The sequence below is a fragment of the Methanococcoides sp. NM1 genome (assembly GCF_900774285.1).
Taxonomy (GTDB): Archaea; Halobacteriota; Methanosarcinia; order Methanosarcinales; family Methanosarcinaceae; genus Methanococcoides; species Methanococcoides vulcani.
The window spans coordinates 57180-76329 of sequence record NZ_CAAGTW010000008.1 but is presented as its reverse complement, the minus strand read 5'-3'; the positions used below and the strand labels follow the sequence as shown (position 1 = coordinate 76329).

Below are 19150 nucleotides of genomic sequence, written 5' to 3'. Positions count from 1 at the left end.
TAGCATCACATATCTACAATTAATAGAAATATCCTTATAAATTGTAAAAGATATGTAATAGAAAACGATGAAGCTGAAACCTATGATTCCCCATAAAAAAAAGACATTAAAAGCAATCGACTTCTTCTGTGGTGCTGGAGGAATGACTCAGGGGATGATTCAATCAGGAATAGATGTGCTGGCCGGAATTGATATAGCTTCGGATTGCAAACAAACTTATGAAATTAACAATTCTAGCACATACATAGAAACTGACATTACCTCTTATACTGCAGATGATCTTAAAGAAGCCACAGGCATTCTAAAAAACGATGATTCTTTGGTATTTATTGGATGTAGTCCTTGCCAGTATTGGACTAAGATTCGAACAAATAAATCAAAAAGTAAAATGACCAAAGATCTTTTAGACAGATTTAAGTATTTTGTTCATGAGTTTCTACCCGGTTATATTGTAATTGAAAACGTCCCAGGTTTGTGCAATAGTAGTGAAAATAGAGTTCTAAGAGACTTTAAACAATATTTATCAGATTCATCTTATGTCTTCGACGACGGCATAATTAACGGAAATGATTATGGCGTTCCTCAAAACAGGCGAAGATATCTGTTTGTTGCAACTCGTTTATCGGAAGATATTCGTCTCCCGGAAGCTGAAAAAAGCGATGATCTTACGGTTAGAAACTTCATCGGCAGGAATAATGGATTTAAGAAAATTCCCGCAGGCCACAAGGATGAAACTGATTACATTCATTCTTCTGCTAACCTTTCCAAGCAAAATATTCAGAGGATGAAACTTACTAAAAGGGATGGGGGCACACGCCACTGCTGGAAAGATAATCCAGCGTTACAAATTAACGCATATAAGGGCAGAGATGACATATTTGGGGATGTATATGCTCGGATGTGGTGGGACAAACCAGCACCAACGATCACAACCAGATTCAATAGTTTTTCCAATGGAAGATTTGGTCATCCAGAAGAAAATAGAGCTATTTCTTTAAGAGAAGGAGCAACATTACAAACATTCCCAAAAGATTATATTTTTAAAGGAAGTAATAATGCAACAATTGCAAGACAAATTGGAAATGCTGTTCCTCCTGAACTTGCTAGAAGAATTGGGATTGATTTGATAAGGAGTTGGAAAAATACCATCGTTCAGAGCAAAAGCAAGAGCAGTTGATCTTTTAGGAAAAGGTCAAATTGCAGATTTACCTACTGCAATATCCGAACTTTGGAAAAATGGATATGATGCATATGCAGACAATCTTTCATGTGATCTATACCTTAAAGGTTATAGAGACTTAAAAGCCCCTTTATTTACACTTTCTGACGATGGGACAGGAATGTCTGCAGAAGATATTGAAAAAAAGTGGATTGTTTTGGGAACTGATTCCAAAACGCGTGGAATGGCACTTTTGACTGAAGATGATCGATTGGGGAAACCTCCTCGTATTCCAATGGGTGAAAAAGGAATTGGAAGGTTATCTGTATCTTATCTTGGTTTAAAAATGCTGATGCTTACTAAAAAGAAAGGAATGAAATGTTCAGCTCTTTTTATGGATTGGGAAATATTAGACAATTTTAATCTTTATTTGGATGATATTAATATTCCTATAAAAGAAATCTCATCATCGAGCTTATTAAAAGAGAAGTTTTCGGAATTGGTTGAAGAATTCAAAAATAATTTATCTAATGGCGATTGGCATGAGCATCGCCATTTAAAAGACAAAATACTAGATAATTTAGATAAGCTTATAATCCCTAATTTTTTACTTGAAGATTTAGAGTCTCATTTTTTTAATAATGAAGACCATGGCACTATTTTTATTATTTTTGACCCCCATGAACAATTAATAGATTTATCTCGTGGCGATACAATTGAAATAAAAGACGATGCCACCACAAACTATCTGCGTTTTTCACTAAGTGGCATATATAATGCATTTAAAGATAAGCAAATTTTTGAAACTTCTTTTTGGATCCATGACATAGCAGGCAAATACAACTTAATCGATAAACAAGATTTTTTTGAAAGAGACGATATATTTGCTGCTGACCATTGGGTAACAGGTTCATTTAATGAAGAAGGCTTTTTTACCGGTGATGTTCAAATTTATAACGAACATTTTAAACATACCTTTAGACCTCGTAGACAGCCCGGAAAGACACCTTATGGCCAATTTAATATCGAATTTGGTTTTATTGAAGGCGATTCAAAAAATTCAAATGTTTCTAGGGAAAAATGGGATGTCTTAAAAAGGAAGGCTGGGAAATTTGGCGGTATTTATGTATATAGGGATGAATTTCGAGTACTCCCATATGGAAGATCAGACCATGATTTCTTGAAATTCGAAGAAAGAAGATCACTTAGTGCCACATACTATCAATTTAGTCGACGTCGAGTATTTGGATATATAGAAATTAAACGAGATAGCAATCCAAAACTAACAGATAAAGCCGGGAGAGAAGGCTTTATTGTTAACAAAGCATTTCGTGAATTTCAGGCTGATTTAATTGACTTCTTTATCGATTTTTCAGTAAGATTCTTGAGAACCATAAATGTAGATGAAAGACATAAAGGAACGAATCCGACGTTACGGCAAGAGCAAGTGGAACTGATAAGGAAACGGAATGAAAGACTTCTCAAAGCCGAAAAGAAGAGGAGTAAAATTACGACGACAAGTTTCAAAAGAGATCTCAACGAAAATACACAAACAATAGATGATCTTGCTTCTGAAATGGATATATTATATGATAAATTGAATGAAGAAAACAGTAAAGATGTATTAACTTACAACAATGTTTCTTCTCTTATCGTAGATCTCAAAAATAAAAAATCCGAACTTAACAAATTAAAAATATCTAAACCCCAAAGAATTGAATTGACCGATTCCCAAACTAATAAATATGCAGATTATCGTGAAAAATATGATCAAGTATTGAGTATTTCTCTAAAATGCAATGATCTTATTTCAGAAACACAGAAAAAATTATCACACGAAAATTTGAAAATAGAGTTTGAAAATCAATATCAATTTTTTAAAGATGATGTTGAATCTATGGTAAAGGGATACAATTCTCGATTTGCTAATAAAGTAGAAGAATTAGGAAGTCTGCTTAAGAATGAGATCAAACAATCCGGGGAATTATATGCTGAAAAAACAGGACACTTGATAATATCAGGAACTGAAAATAAAGCTGAAGTAAAAAATCGAATTGAGATGCTTGAAACAATTCATGATTCCCTCATGGATGAAATTGAGGATAAATACAGTTCCTTTATTAAACATGTTGAAGGGCTCAATTTTGATATCGATGATGATTTGCTTGTCGGTTGGTATAAAGAACAATATGAAAAAATAAATGAGAAAGTTGAAGCTCTTCATGAATTGGCTCAAGTTGGTATTGCAATAGAAATTATTGACCATCAATTCAATGTTCTTTATTCCGAAATGTCAGCAGCAATCGATTTCTTTAAAAGATTTAGTGATGAGAAACCTGAAATTAAGTATAATTACAACCAACTTCGTCGTTCTTTTGAACATTTGGAATCTAATCATAAGCTTCTTATGCCACTGTATAGAACGAGAAGGCGGTCAAAAACGGAAATTAAAGGTTCTGACATTGAAAAATACATAAATAACTTTTTCATGAACAATTTTGAAAGAGATAATATTACCTTTACAGTTGATCCTTCTTTTAAGGAATATTCATTCTACAGTTATGAATCAATAATTATGCCTGTTTTTATTAACGTTATAAATAATGCAATGTATTGGTTAATTCCTTCAAAGGATAGAAAAATACACATAACTAATAAATTTGATAAAATATTAATCCAAAATTCAGGAGATAAAATAGCTCCTGCATATCTTGAAAAAATATTTTCTCTTTTTTTCACAAAAAAACCTGGTGGAAGGGGAATAGGGTTGTATTTAGCGAAAACAAACCTGCGTTCAATTGGATATGATATTTATGCAACCAATGATAAAAATTTAAATACTTTGAATGGTGCATGCTTTGTAATCCAAAAATTTGAAAAAGAGTTGGTTGATAATGGATTTTGAGACTATAGCCAATGAAATAGTTGAACAATCGATCCGTTCAGCGATATGTATTGATGATAAATTTGTAGAACCATACGCTACTAAATCTGGGGATGGGGATGACGATGATACTCCGAAAAAATTATTGATTTCATTTAGAGATAAAGGATGTAGTTTGGATGTATATAGGTATACAACTCCCGAACATTGGAATTCAAACAAAAATTTTATTTTAAATAATCGCGATTTATTGATACTTGATTGGGAGTTGGACAATTCCAGTAATTATAAAGAACCTTTAGAAATCCTATGGAATGCTGTTGAATTAGAAAGCCTTCCTTTCGTTATAATTTATACTCAGATGCCAGATTTCACTGAAATTGAAATAAATATTAACTCTTTTTTTGCAAATTTTACATTTAATACGCATGAAATGGAGGTAGCATATGAGACATTTTGTAGTAAGTTAGAGGATGACACAGATATCAGCGACCCAAACAAAACTTTTGAGTCCATGTCCAGTATTTTGAAAGATTATGCCACATCGTCTGATGATGATAAAATAATCATAATGAAAGAGATCCAAAAGCAGCTAAAGGAAGAGGTTGATTCTAGAGAAATCGGGAACTTCATGAAAACTTTTGTGAGGGCAGGAGGGGATATTCTATCCCTATCTAAATTCGAAGATATTATTATGCTTATTGCATATCAAGTAAATAATGCTGAAGTCAGTAATAAAGACAACAATTATAAGGTTATCACAGTAGAAGGTGTTGAGAATTCATTTATAATTAACAATACTACAATTGTTATTTACCATAAACCGAAGAGTATTGATGATAAAACCAGTGCAACTTTGCCTGAAGATGTATACAGCCAATTTGCACAAAGTATCCACAAATATCCTCGCAATTTCCTTGCATTGCTCTCATTGGAAATGAAAAATATATTTAGAAATAATTCTGGAATTATTGGCAATGAACTTTATGGTATTAACGAAGTAGCATTCTTTTTCCACCGACAAAGTCTAGGTTCCGAAGATGAATTTCATGACTTTTTGAGAAATTGTTGGGGAGATGAGCTATCGACATTTAGCTCAACCCAAACACCAAAATTATTTACTGTATTTGATAAATATATAGATCTAAATGATATTGGACCTAAAATTGAAGCATACCGTTCTGACGATAGAACTAAGTTTTTGAATGAATTAGCTAAGCTTAACTACCATTATTCATTTTCAAAAGTAGAAATAAAGGAAGATGACAAAATACATTTTGGGGATATTTTTACATTATCAGAAGGACAGAACGGTGAAAAATTTAAAAGGTTCATGTTATGCATAACGCCACACTGCGATTGTCACCGTCCTGATAAAATAAATAATCATTTGTACTTTGTATCAGGTCATCAATGTAACATCGAAATAGGATTGCACGATGCTGAAAGCGAATATTTTTCGTTTATGATTAATGATGACGATGAACCTATTTGTATACAGTGGACTGGAAAGCCATTCACATTTCATATTGATAATGCGGATAATAACTCTTCTAACGCCATTAAAGTTACTTATGGTAAAGATGAAAACTATCTATCATACAAAGCAACCCAAAAAGAAAATTATACTCAAAGAATTGCAAACCATTCCTTTAGTTATGCTTCAAGAGTGGGTATAAACTTAGTGAATACTAGAGAAAAACAACCTAAATAAGAAATCAAAGATCAATAATTTGAATGTATGGGGTATTTTTATTACTGATATCTATTCAGAACAAAAACGTCATGAAATAATGTCGAAAATACGTGGAAAAGATTCAAAACCAGAACTCATAATTCGAAAGTTTCTTTTTTCAAAAGGATTCCGATTTCGAATTAATGATGTAAGATACCTTGGCAAACCAGATATTGTGTTGCCGAAGTACCGCACCATAATTTTTGTAAATGGATGTTTTTGGCATAATCATGAGAATTGTCGAAGAGCTCAGCTTCCAAAAACGAACACTGAATTTTGGTTAGAAAAAATAAAGGAGAATGTCGAAAGAGATTCTAAGAATATTTCCCTTTTGAAACGTGAAGGTTGGAATGTTATTGTGATTTGGGAATGTGAGATACTTACCAAACAAAAAAGAAAAAATAGACTCGATTTATTGGTTCATGAAATAACTTCTAATCTTGATGTTCATGATTTGACCTAATATTAATCCCTGAAGATTAAAAAAATAGTCGCCCCATCCGGATTCAAACCTAAGTCCCAGGCTACAAAGACCTGAAGTATCAAATGCTACCCTACGAGACTTCACATCCTAGCATATTGCACAATAAAACCTATTTATTGTGTAGAAATTGACTAATTTCCGGATAATCAGAGCCATCCAATCACCATCTTCCATCTTGTGCTCAAGAACGGCTCGCTAGCCGGGCTGTTTGGCTGACGAAGAGCCAGCTCATCGAAGTGTCTGACAGTGTTTTAGCAATTCCCTGAAGTCGGTCACGATGACCATATGGATGCATTGATGCCACAATTTCTGTATTGATGTAGAATAAGTCTCGCCTTATGTTGTTTTACAATGACTTCGTGCATAAACATGGAGGATAAAGCTTAAATAATATATAGTATTTTTATACAAAAAAACTATAAAAATTTATATCTAATGTTGTGAAGTGGTAGTATGAAAAACGAAAACAAAGTGAAAACAATTATCATTTCGTTAGTTGCAATTTCTTTGTTGCTAATATTCAATTTAAGCTCTCTTTTAGGAAGGAGTACAAGTTCATCGAAGACTATTCCATTGCTTTTGATCACAGTCGGATTTGCAATGATCGGGGTAATTTACCTGCTGGAAGCCAGGAGGACTAAACCGGAAAACCGAGAATGAAAGCGGCCATGTTGCAGGGAGTAGGTCTTCATGCAACGTTGCAGATGCGGAAGAAGAAGTTTTCGTCTTATGCTGCGTTGCAGTGACAAATGTATGGCAAACATCATGAACAGGCGGTAGAAGAGAGGAAATACCTGATATTTTTATGAAAAATGAAAAAGGTGTGGTCAACGTTTGAACCAGATCACCAAAGAGCTCTTAAATGTTTCTCATCCGGTAAATATGCACAACCCTGGCGTCTAAGTTTTGCAATATACTTTTCAGCACGTTCTCGTCCAATATGTAAATTTGAAGCTTCCCGGTAAATATCTTCAAGTAAAACTTTATCGGAAGGGGAAGATAATCTGAGCTAGTCGATTATTTCACGTATGATCTGTATTTCTCCACTTGACTCTGTTCCCTCTTTATTATCGGCAACCAGTTTCTTTTCTTTGATTTTTTCAACTGAGTTAGCTTCTAAAACAAAATCACCAGTAGTAGATGTTGATTGGAAGTGTGCTTTTAGTACTCCGGTTACAATGATCTTATCTTTAACATTTGCAGTGTCCACCAGGTCCCCTTCCAAATGAACGATTAATGACCTTGGATCACAGATATTATCCAATTCCTTGATCTCTATTTGCTGAGAATCAGTCTTTGAAGATTTATCATCCAAAAGAGTAAAACCAGATATTTTACCGCAACTTTCATTTTCACAATGTACCGGTTTCCCAATTTTAGATCCTTCTACTGGTAAACACACAATTCCTTCACAAATGTTACACATATAAGCAGCAGTTTTCAATTTAGGACGAATTTCATTTATGGTTGAAACTTCACCTTCAACAGATATTGTATTTGAAATGTCCTTGCTTCTAATATCCCTTATTTTCAAAATTCCACTGCCCCCATATTAATCGCATGCTCAATTATTTTTTATGTTATATCAATATCTCGAGTCACGCAGAATCACAATTTTTATTTATATGAGCAACACTGTTAACATTGTAAGCATTGGAGCTCTATACAATGCAATTCCCACCCGGAGGAGTAAGGATAGGAAGATGTTGTATTATTGAGAAGGTATTTTCCTCCCAGCAGCTAACCAATCTTCAGTTGCTACCACCAAAAAACCAAACTCCCATCATTTAAGCAGTTGCTGTGAGACAGTGAGGAAGGAACATTTGGGGAGTTTCATGGGGTACATACAAGTGGTTCTTTCCGGGGAAGTAAAAAGACATAACTCTGATAATACGTTCACCAGAATAACTGAAGCAGCCGCCACATGCATATTATAGATTGTTAATTCAAACATCGGCTATAAGTAAGAGCGCCAAAAGCCCAAGATTCCCTTTATACCTTTTATGGAATGCATATAGCCAGGTATTGAGAATCAATCACTTCGATAACCAAATTAAAAAAAATAAAAAGACACTTCGACAGCATTATCGAAGTGCTACTTAGTTGATTTTAGATCCTTCGTCTCCTGAAACCGATAGTTATGACAGCAACGGCCAACACGACCAACACACTGCCTAAAATATCAGCACCTGAGAAGGATGGAGACGATGATGCCGAATTACTCGTTGTGGGTTCTTTTGTCATTTCATACCCTTCAACGTAGTCTTCTGGTGTGCTTTGTTGAGAAGCCTCTGGTGCCTGCTCGGCAGAGGTTCCATAACCTGCATCATTTACCGTAGTCTGATTGCTTGAGGAGTCGACGATCGAAGCAGATGCAGTGGTTCCACTACTACTACGACTACGGGATTCAGATGGTATTTCTCTCTGCGTGGCTTCCTGCATCAGCTTGCTGTATTCATCTGCAGTTTCCTTGCTGACAACACCCGGAACGGACATCATTCCCTGAATATACCCATCCAGAGTTGGGTTACCACAGGTGTGATGGCAGCATGTTACACCATTTTCTACAACAGATTCCACATATTCTCTTACAAGGTTTTGTACAACCTCTTCCGAAACATCCCAATCAGACCGGAGTACGGAATTTAGCATGTTCGCAGTCATTGACTGATATGCATAGGGGTTACTTTCCTTCAGATAATCAGATACACCTATGTCATGCTTGTCAAGGACATACGTTTCATAGACCTCATCCCACATAGAATCCGTTACTAGATCAGGCATCGTGGTATCCCAGATTCCCATATTGCCGATAAAAGCATCCATGTAGCGGGTACCATCGAATCCATGCTCCATCATTCCATCGATCCATTTGGGATTCAGGTAACGTGAACGCAGATCCATGCTCAGGAAATGGTTCAAAGTTTCAACCTTTGCACCATCAATGTCACGCTGGTTGTTGATGTACATGTCAGGCCCATCTCCACCTGTCACGCTTTCCACGGCAAGGCTCAAACCACCGAAGTATGCTGCAACCATAGGATGTTCCAGGGTACCGTAAAGGTTGGAGGTGCGACTAAAAACACCAAGTTCAACACCTTCAAGGTTCTGCCTGAATACATCAGTATACTGCTCACCCCACATATCCTGACCATAGATGTAACCCATGCGATCTATGTAGAGATCTGCTATCTTTTGTCTTTCCTCCCAAGTATCACTGCTTATGGCATGCTCGATTCCCGGGGTGTATGAACCCGGCGGTGGACAGAATACACGGGAAACTGAGAGACTATATGCAGTTTCATTGTCGTACCCTTCATCGATCAAAGACTGGTAGATCGAATCCGAATTCTGCTTAACATAGTTAGGGTATATGTCACCATCAGCTTCTGCTGCAAGTCTTATCGCTTCATCGATCAGTTCAAGCCTGCTTCCATACATATCCCTGTAAGAACCAGAGGTTGTGATCAACACATCGATCCTTGGTCTTCCCAGTTCACTTGAATTGATGAGCTCTACACTCTTTACCCTGCCTTTACTATCCCATACAGGCCTTACCCCGAGCATGTAGAATATCTCGGATTCCATGGTACCCTGATGCCTGGTGGTCTCAATGGACCATAGAAGGAAAGCCGTTTTCTTCGGATATGTACCATTTTCTTCAAGGCGCAGGGCTATTAGCTCATTTGCAAGGTCTGTACCTACATCCCAAGCGGCATGTGTAGGAATGAGCCTATCATCAAACGTGCACAGGTTCCTGCCCGTGGGTAGTGCATCCGGGTTTCGTATGGGGTCACCGGCCGGACCAGGGGGTATGTATTTGCCCTCAAGAGCATCGAGGATGCGTGGAATCTCGATAGTGCAGGCTTGAATCCTTGAATTATATTCTATTGAAAGGTTAAGGTCAGCTGTTATATCATCAGACACTGTTCCAAGTATCATATTCTGCGCATCTACAGATGATGTCCCGTTGAGCACAGTCTCATTAAGAAGGGCAGCGGATATACCGGGTGTTAGATTCACAGCTTGTACATGCTGCCTGAACTCATCACCCAGCATGGATTCGACCATTGCAACCAGACTATCTCCGGTTGGTGGTTCACTGAGTGTATGAGAACCATAGGGCATGAATGTGGTTTTTAATTCCTGGAGATAATCTTCCAGATCATCAATTAAGAGATCAGTAGCTGTAACATTACCTTCAATTGCATCCATATCCACTTCCAGATCCTTATCCAGATTCATTTCCCTTGTTTGATTAATGATATCAGCCCTGTACTGAACCTTTACATTCTCATCAACCACCTGCCTGTACATCTGGATGTCCTGCTGTAGTAGTGAAAGGTTACCATAAAGACCAGATGGTACAATAGTTGGGGTCATGAAGTCCACAATGAGCATGTTTGCTCTCCTGCGATCAAAGATACCCTCAGCATCCATAGGCAGGACGTGCACCATGGGCATATCCTGAAGCAGGATTGCTCCCCAATCTTGAGCAGAAAGGCCCGCTTCCTTACCTGGCATCATCTCAATGCTGGTGAATATGGTGAACAAGGCATCTGCATCGTATGTCTTTCCAAAATATAGATAGAAGGCAAGACACTGGTGTGTTGGGGGAATGGAACCGTCATGGTACATTACAGTCTCGTTTTGATCCCATCCCCACATTGGATCCGGGGCAAGTAATACATTTCCAAACTCTATCTTTGGTATAACGAGGTACCTTCCGGTTTCGTTCTGGTAGACCATGATCTCACCTGGAGGTTCTCCCCATATCCCTATCATCTCTTCCTGCTTGCTCTGAGGTAGTTCATAGAACCATTCCAGGTACTGCGATTCAGGGATCAGGATGACACTTCCCTCTTCCACGCGCGTCTCCAGCTCCCCGGGTGCCCATGTGCCCATATTGTACCCCTTTGTTACCATAATCTGGGTGAGCTCATCTCTGTTGGGCAACGGGTCAGTCCCGAGATCATAACCTCGTAACTTCATAGCCTCTAGCAGATTTGCAAGGCTGGCCTGTGCATCCAGATAATAATCAATATCCGCACCAATTGCCGCCTTTCCGGCCTCTGCAGCATAGTAGGGTATGACAACTTTCTTCTGGGAATTGGACATCCTGTGCAGCTGCATCCAGGATATTGACCTCTGTGTGAGCCATTCTACCTGATAGTCTATTGGCTTGTAATAATCACTTCCAGTTACAGGGTCAATTTCCTTACAACCGATGACTATAGGTTCGATTATTCCATCCATCTCGGCAGCTGCCAGCTGGAATGTCTGCATGGGATCTATACCATGGGGAGAGCTTTCCCACTGAGTCTGGTTGACACTATAGAAAAGTCGAATACCGTTGAGCACGGTTACGTTCAGGGTCTGAAGATCACTCACGCCTTTATCAGAATCTTTATAATTGAGGCGAGATCCACGGGAGATCACGATGAGCGTGTCAGCAACTGATTGATTATTCATCATGAGATAGCTCAAAGAGTCACTGTCTTTGTAGGAATATGTGGTGACAATAGCATTGCAATTCTGGGCTTCGAAGGATTCCACCAGCGCATCCATAAGCGGTGAATCACGACTCATCCTCTTGAAACTACTGGTGACAATACCTATCATTGGTTTTGAAGGGTCATATTTTCCTGTGGAATTATACCAATCCAGATATTGTTCTGTATCGTTGTATATCTCAGGAGCCTCGGGGTGATATATCCCATAGACAGGTCTTACAACAGGAGGCAGGATTGTCACACCTACATCACAGAACTTCACTCCGATAAACATTGAAAGCCGTTTGAAATTTTCCATTGAGTCGTATTCAAGATAGACTCTTATATCTGAGTACTGGGAATCAGAAAGGTTGACATTATGCAGATTGTATGACTCGACAAGATCACCTACACAGATGACATCAGCACCATTGTTCCTAGCTTCATTGATCGTGGGGATGAGAGCTTCGACAACCGGAGCATCCAGGTTTCTCAACAACACAACATCCTGACCACTCAGATCAAAACTGAGGTCTTCATTTGAACGACCAAAATTGACACTGATATTGAGTTCTGTGTTTACAGAGGGATCATTTGTCACATCCGTCATCATAATGACCGAATTCTGCCTTGAGAACACATAGGCGATCTTTGGCCTATAAGCAGACTCATTTGACCCATAGGTACTGTTCATGTATTCAATGAGATTCTTTATCTGTTCATCTCCGCCAGCCTCCCAATAATTTGTGAGATTGGAATTATCTATATTCCCTATATCAATTTCACTGGAAAGGTTATATGTAAAAACATCAGCATTCGTATTTAGCGTGCTGTTTATGCTTGTTACTGTTTGATTATCCAGCGATGCCAGAAACAGCAAGGATTCATTGCTAAAATCTATCGATTTTGCTTGAGAGGAATTGTATACACTAATATTCACTGTTACCTCATCAGATACGTTGATCAGAGATTGCCTATTTTCCTCCGTCCCGAGCACAAAAGTAATTCCATTTTCATCCGCCGATACTACAGGTGCAATTACCAACATCAGCAATGCACTTACAATCAATAAACTACTCTTTAATCTATGCATATTATCAACCCGATAATGTGTACCCTATCCTGGCACTTTGCTTGGAGGCGGTTCCAGGATGGGGGAAGCTTTCATTATCCACACATTTTCATCTATTTTCTTATTGTTCGTTTCTACACACACTCTTGAAAGAATCAGGACCCGGCCTCGTTTCCGGTATCAGGAACGTAAACAACACGACCATCAGAGTTGGTAAGCCGTACCCAGTGCTTCACCGGTACCACCACCTATCTGATCGGTCATATTCAATACTTCTATATCTGCCCTTCTTTGACTATGATCTTCATATTCTCCTGACCAGGATTCTTTACTATGGTTATATCTTCAGTAGGACTGAGCAGTTCAGGTAACTGGTAAGAAGTCACAAGCATCTCTTACAAAATTAAATATTTGTTTAAAATGTATGTTACTAACACCATATAGGTCACCCAAATTGATAATGTATACACCATATTAAATCAAATATGATTCTTTACTAAATTAGACAAGTTTAGTTGAGTGCAACACATAAAACAGATATAGTATATAAACATGAGTTTTTAATCGTATATGTATTACTTTTTGACATTAAGGTGACGCATATAGATATAAATGCAATTGCTTTGGGATATAAAAAGAAAGATAATGCTAAGACTTTACACATCAGAACAAATCAAAAAATGAAGTTACAGCAAAGATAATGATTTTCCATCAAATAATAAAAGATGTATTTGAAAATAAAATGTGAGGTATAGCTTTGATACAAGCAACATACCAACTTTATTGAATGACGATTGTGTGAATAATATAGGATTGGTAAAAAAATTAGAATATTCCCGCCCGATTATGGCAGGTAACTCCGATAATACGTTCATCAGAATAACTGAAGCAGCTGCTCCATGCATAGTATCGAGTATTAATTCAAACATCGGCTATAAGTCAGAGCGTCAAAAGCCCAAGATCCCTCTTTATACCTTTTATGGCATGCACATAACCAGGCATTGAGAATCATCACTTCGATAACCAAATTAAAAAAAATAAAAAGACACTTCGACAGCATTATCGAAGTGCTGCTAATTGATGTTAGATCCTTCGTCTCCTGAAACCGATAGTTATGACAGCAACGGCCAACACGACCAACACACTGCCTAAAATATCAGCACCTGAGAAGGATGGAGATGACGAACGTGACTCACTTGTTGTGGATTCTTTTGTCATTTCATACCCTTCAACGTAGTTGGTTTCTGAATCAGAACTGGAAGACAACTGTGGTGACTGTTCGACATCCGTTCCATACCCTCCATCCACGACCTGAGTCTGATTGCCGGACCCGGATTCAATGATTTCAGCAGTTCCGGTCCCTCCACCTGAACTGTGCTTCTTTGCAGTAGAAGAAGAGCTGGTTTGTATTTCCCTCTGTGTCGCTTCACTCATTAGATCGTTATAATCCTGAGCAACTTCCTCACTGACTACACCAGGTATCGACATCAGGCCCCTGACATATTCATCAAGAAGCGGGTTTCCACAGGTGTGATGACAGCATGTAACACCATTCTCAGCCACGGATTCTGCATATTCCTTGGTAAGGGTCTGGATGGTCTCATCGGATGCGTCCCAGTAGCCCTTGCGAATGGCTTCCAGCATACGGGCTGCAGTTGACTGATATGCATATGGGTTCTGGTCATTGAAAGCTTCTTTGATGCCAAGCCCGTGCTTATCGAGCACAAGTGTCTCGTAAATGTCATTCCACATGTAGTCCTCCACAAGACCAGGGGTTGTGACCTGCCAGCCATACAAATTGTCCACGATCTCGGCAATCTCCTTCATTCCGGAGTATCCGGAATCCATCATTCCAGTAAGGTAGAGGGGATTCAGCGCTCTTGTACGGAGCTCCCTTGCAAGGAACATATCAAGCCCTTCCACTTTAGGATCTCCACGCAGGTTCACGACCTTTATCTCGGGAGCTGTTCCGGAGATATGCTCGATGGCAACAGACAGTCCACCAACATACTGGAAGAAGTCATCATTATCGAGCACTCCATACAAACTGGTAGAGCGGCTATTGAAGACGATCTCAGTGCCATCCAGATTTTCCCTGAAGACAGACTCGTAGTTTCCAAGGTGATGTACAACCCCTTCACTATCAGTGGTGTACATATTAGCCATCCTGAAGATGTACAGATCTGCAATATCCTGTGTTGAGTTGCTTGAATTCCAATCAGTGCCTCCAGCTTCGATCTCCTTCTCTATTCCAACACCATATCCTCCAGGAGGTGGAGCAAAGATCCTGAGCTCGGAGAAATAGGCTGCAAGATCGGTGAAGTTGCCATCAAAGCCGGGGTCAGCTTGCATATATGTATCCAGGATCCTCTGCTGCTCAGTTTCATTCATTGCAAGAAGAGCCTCCTCGATCTCAAGGCTGTGCTTTCGCACATAATTGTCCGAGATGCTCTCATTCTGCTCTGAGATCGTATGAGCTGCAACATCCAGTAGTCTCATCTGGTACTGGAGGGTATCCCTATAGAGGCCGGAAGTTGTGATTACCACATCCACACGAGGACGCTGTAAAACGGTCCCGTTTGCGTCCACGATGGTAAGCTCATAAAGAGGTGACACAACAACTCTGTCATTGTACACTTTGCTAAATGCCCCTGACTTAGAGATATAAAAACTGGGCTCTGCACCCATCAGTCGCAGGACCATTGATTCCATGACACCGTTGTGGCGAAGAGTTTCCACAGACCATAGGCTTACCCCTATCTTCTCAGGGAATTGCCCATGCTCATTGTAGTAGGCTATGAGCATCTCGTCAGCCAGTTCTTTGCCGATTTCCCATGTCGTTGGATCAGGGACCTTTTTAGAATTGAATCCATAATAATTCCTGCCCGTAGGGAGCACTTCAGGATTGTTTACCGGATCTCCCTGTTCACTGGGTGAAACATATCCCCCATCCAGCGCGTGCACAAATGATGTGATCTCACCGGAACAGTTGAGCAGGAGATATGTCCGGGTCGCTGCATCGAACGTCTGGTTCAGTGTGCTGACCTCACCATCATCAAGCGAACGGTTCAGGTGCAATGCGACAGAATCCACAAACTCGATTTCTGAACTGCAATTGATGACGCTGCCTGCAAGCCATGTGCTGAGGTTGTCCGCCTCCCATCGCTCCTGCATTACATCGATACCTCCGGCTGAAACCCTGGTTGTGTTGTATCCAAAAAGTTCACAGGAAGTGTTCAGGAGAAGGTCTGCATGCATAGATTCAATGAACATAGCAGCCTTCTGCCCCTCAGGACCGTTACCGAAAATGTGGGTACCATAGGGTATTGTCTCGGATGTCAGATCCTCTATGTACTCGACCATCTCTTCAAGCGTAATCTCAAAGTTGTTGTCGTTTATTTCAAGACCAAGATCCTCATCAACGGTGCTGTTGTTGAGGATATCTAAAACATTTTCTCTTGTATGGGTCATTCCAATTGTGTAATTGGTCTGCTTATACTGCTGATAGCGCATCAGGTTGAACTTAAGGTTGGTGAGTTCCCCATAGAGTCCGCTGTGGGCTATTGGTGGAGTAAGGTGACTTATCAGGGTAGCGTATCCCCTGCGCTTTGCCTGTATACCCTCACCGGCACCGTCCACAATGTATGGATAGATATTTGGCATATCCGCAAGCAGGAGATCGGAATAGCTGGTGCTGTTAAGACACACCATCTTTCCAGGAAGCCATTCATGAGTTCCGTGTCGTCCGACATGAACCAGTGCATCGGCACCAAATCCGCCCTCTTCCTCCTGATGCTGAAGCCAGAGATAGAATGCCATATATTGATGAGGTACTGGAATGTTCAGGTCATGATAAAGACTGCTAACGTCCTCCTCCCAGCCCCTGGCAGGCTGCGGGGTAAGGATCACATTCCCGTTCTTGATCATCGGGAGGACGATGTAATCCTTACCTTCACGATTCACCACCATCATCTCACCAGGCGGAGCACCCCATGTTTCAGTGACCTCATGCCTGATGTCCTCGGGAAGCTCACCAAACCAGCCCTCGTAGAGATCAGAATCCAGAAGCACAATTGAGTCATCCCTTAGTCCTTCTTCCACCAGGGCATCAAGCTCTCCCGGAGCCCATGAACCTACGTTACGGCCTTCCAGAAGGATCCTTCTCTGGAGTTCCTCTGAGCTCATATTCTGAACGGTGTAGTCAGCCATCTCCAGGGAATCAAGCATGAGTTCCAGAGACTCGAAGAGGTTGAGATAGCTTGCCCCGACATCATGTTTTCCCGGAGGGTGGTTGAAGTAGATGATAGCTATTTTCTTATCCTCATTTGCTGTGTGGCGAAGATCGGCATAGGACTTAGCCTGCCCCAGTATACGCTCCACCCTGTCCATAATTGGATAGCGCACATCGTCTTCTTCAGTAAACTGTGCTTCGACAGGTATGGGGCATATAACGCCGTCCATCTCTGGCTGGTCTAGCTTCCAGGTGATTGCCATGCCATTGAGGCCATAGGGATCTTGCTCCCATTGAGGATAGGTCTGATAGGACAGACTTACAGCCTTGAGCACCGGAACATCACTAATCTCAAGCACTGTAGACGGACCGGTGGCACCGAAGAACATGAAACTTATAATTGCATCCACTCTGTAGGTCTCGTCGGAGTTATCGTAAAAATGATTTATAGGACTGCTCCATGGAACATAACTTGCTATGACGTTGTAACCATCTTCCTCGAGCTTTCGTATCATGGCATCTTCTGTATGCATCTTCCCTTCCTGATAGTCCCTGTAATACATAGCTATGCCAATCCATTCATCGGAAGCGTTGTAGTGCCCGCTTGAGATATACCAGTTATTGTAATCCTCGCGGGTCAGGAAAAGGTGTTCGAACTGATCACCGTTATACGTACAAGAAGGTGCATCCGGATGATATATAGCAGCAGGTGGCACCGTCATTGTGGGTTTTACGAAACTTGCGAGGTCCGGGCGGTTGTCTGCTTCATTTGTAACATAGATAAACATCCTGACAAGGTTTTCGGGAAGGACGGTTCTCCAGTAACCCGGACTCTTGGAACTCTTGCTAAACAGTTTGCTCAGCACAGCATCCCCATTCTCCACATTCTGGGAATGCCAGGCCTCAGTGGAAAATCCTCCAACACCAAGAACCTTCACACCGCGATCACCTGCTACCGATATATGATCTTTGTAAAGATCATACTGGGAATCTGCTACGAACTCGAATATTATGTCCCCTTCCCACGCATCTATTTCTGCATTCACAAAATCGGCCTGGGACTGGTCCCTCGCAACCATCGATATTGCCGTAAGATTTGCGAACTGGCAGTCTATTCCGTATTCAGAAAGCTCGTCCATCACACCCATTATTGTTGCATGATTTGGAAGTACCACCAAAAGAACAGATGTCCGTATGGGTTGCTGTACATATGTAACCAGATCATCCCTGCCATCAAGCTCAGTCGCTGCATAGACTAAAAAGTTTTGAAGATTTTTATCGCTCCAGGTCCAGTAGAGCGATGCGTTATCCTGAACACTCTGAGACACATCCGACAGGTTGTGAGCTTCCTGAGTTAAAGCAATGCGCCTACCAGTGATGCTTCCATTATTGATCGCATTTGAAAGCTCTATAATATTGTCACTGTCGCTTATATCGATCAATATTATATCTGCGTTTGTTGATGTATCATTCAAAGGAAAATAATGTGTGCTAACATTCAATGAATATGTTGAGTTGTTTACAAAATTATGTGGGGTTTTTGCATCAGTAAAGTATGCAAATTGAGTGTTGTTTTCTTCTGCCGATACAACCGGTACAAACAGCAGAAAAAGCAATAAACTTATTATCAATATACTTCGTTCTATTTTAGGCATGTTGTCTCCTCGATAATATGCAGAACATCCCGGATTCTTGCTTGGCGGCGGTTCCGGGATGTCACACATCATTCTATGTCCATATTATTCATACTAAATTAAATAATTGTAACACTAATTATGATATATAAATATATTCATAATAACACAACGACGGAATTTACAAATCCTGAAGCCTTCGAAGAACCAAGTAAGAAGTTCCCAAGAGAAAAAGAAGAAAACACAGGCCAAAAAAATCTAAAGAGCAGGGACGCATCAACAAAAAGAGAGCTATTCTTCATAGACAGATCAGGTTTTACAACCAAAACGGGAAGAATTATTTTGACCCTTTACTGTTGATATTCTTCCATGAATGGGAATACAAGCCAGTATGGCTGAAAAATGGGAAGATTCTCACAAAGGGAAGTTTTGACATCTTCTCGAAGAAGTTATTAAAGA

The 19150-nt window shown here is 39.9% G+C and carries 9 protein-coding genes and 1 pseudogene; 6 read left to right on the top strand and 4 right to left on the bottom strand.

Translation table 11 applies throughout. The features are described from left to right. The first annotated feature begins 67 nt into the window (after positions 1-67). From E7X56_RS09085 to E7X56_RS09065, 5 genes are all read left to right on the top strand, one after another. Positions 68-1177, top strand: a complete 1110-nt coding sequence (locus tag E7X56_RS09085) for a DNA cytosine methyltransferase (protein ID WP_210409265.1) — start codon at positions 68-70, stop codon at positions 1175-1177. Then, a complete protein-coding gene (locus E7X56_RS09080) occupies positions 1143-4064 on the top strand; it encodes an ATP-binding protein (protein ID WP_167879506.1) in 2922 nt (973 codons plus the stop codon). Before E7X56_RS09085 ends, E7X56_RS09080 begins: the two co-directional genes overlap by 35 nt. After that, the gene (locus tag E7X56_RS09075) at positions 4054-5757 is read left to right on the top strand and encodes a response regulator receiver domain (RefSeq protein ID WP_135606451.1); all 1704 of its coding nucleotides are present in this window, start codon (positions 4054-4056) and stop codon (positions 5755-5757) included. The genes E7X56_RS09080 and E7X56_RS09075 overlap by 11 nt, the downstream gene beginning before the upstream one ends. Before the next feature lie 19 nt (positions 5758-5776). Continuing rightward, positions 5777-6241, top strand: a complete 465-nt coding sequence (locus E7X56_RS09070; RefSeq protein ID WP_210409264.1) for a very short patch repair endonuclease — start codon at positions 5777-5779, stop codon at positions 6239-6241. A 474-nt stretch (positions 6242-6715) separates the two neighbouring features. Next, entirely contained in the window at positions 6716-6922 is a 207-nt protein-coding gene (locus E7X56_RS09065) for a hypothetical protein (RefSeq protein WP_135606450.1), read from the top strand. A 349-nt stretch (positions 6923-7271) separates the two neighbouring features. On the opposite strand, the gene E7X56_RS09060 is transcribed toward E7X56_RS09065, so the two are convergent. The 4 genes and pseudogenes from E7X56_RS09060 to E7X56_RS09045 form a co-directional block, all read right to left on the bottom strand. Beyond that, complete coding sequence (locus E7X56_RS09060; RefSeq protein WP_167879500.1) at positions 7272-7796, bottom strand: minichromosome maintenance protein MCM; 525 nt, start codon at positions 7794-7796, stop codon at positions 7272-7274. Between the two features lie 575 nt (positions 7797-8371). After that, complete coding sequence (locus tag E7X56_RS09055; protein WP_244603477.1) at positions 8372-12802, bottom strand: cobaltochelatase subunit CobN; 4431 nt, start codon at positions 12800-12802, stop codon at positions 8372-8374. Between the two features lie 179 nt (positions 12803-12981). Then, positions 12982-13215 (bottom strand): annotated as a pseudogene (locus E7X56_RS09050) (DUF2149 domain-containing protein); the annotation flags it as partial. A 694-nt stretch (positions 13216-13909) separates the two neighbouring features. Next, positions 13910-18499 carry a cobaltochelatase subunit CobN gene (locus E7X56_RS09045; protein ID WP_167879499.1) on the bottom strand — a complete coding sequence of 1530 codons (4590 nt, stop codon included), beginning with the start codon at positions 18497-18499 and terminating at the stop codon, positions 13910-13912. A 333-nt stretch (positions 18500-18832) separates the two neighbouring features. Here E7X56_RS09045 and E7X56_RS09040 point away from each other — a divergent pair, with 333 nt between their 5' ends. Further along, a complete protein-coding gene (locus E7X56_RS09040) occupies positions 18833-19051 on the top strand; it encodes a hypothetical protein (protein ID WP_135606446.1) in 219 nt (72 codons plus the stop codon). Positions 19052-19150 lie beyond the last annotated feature (99 nt).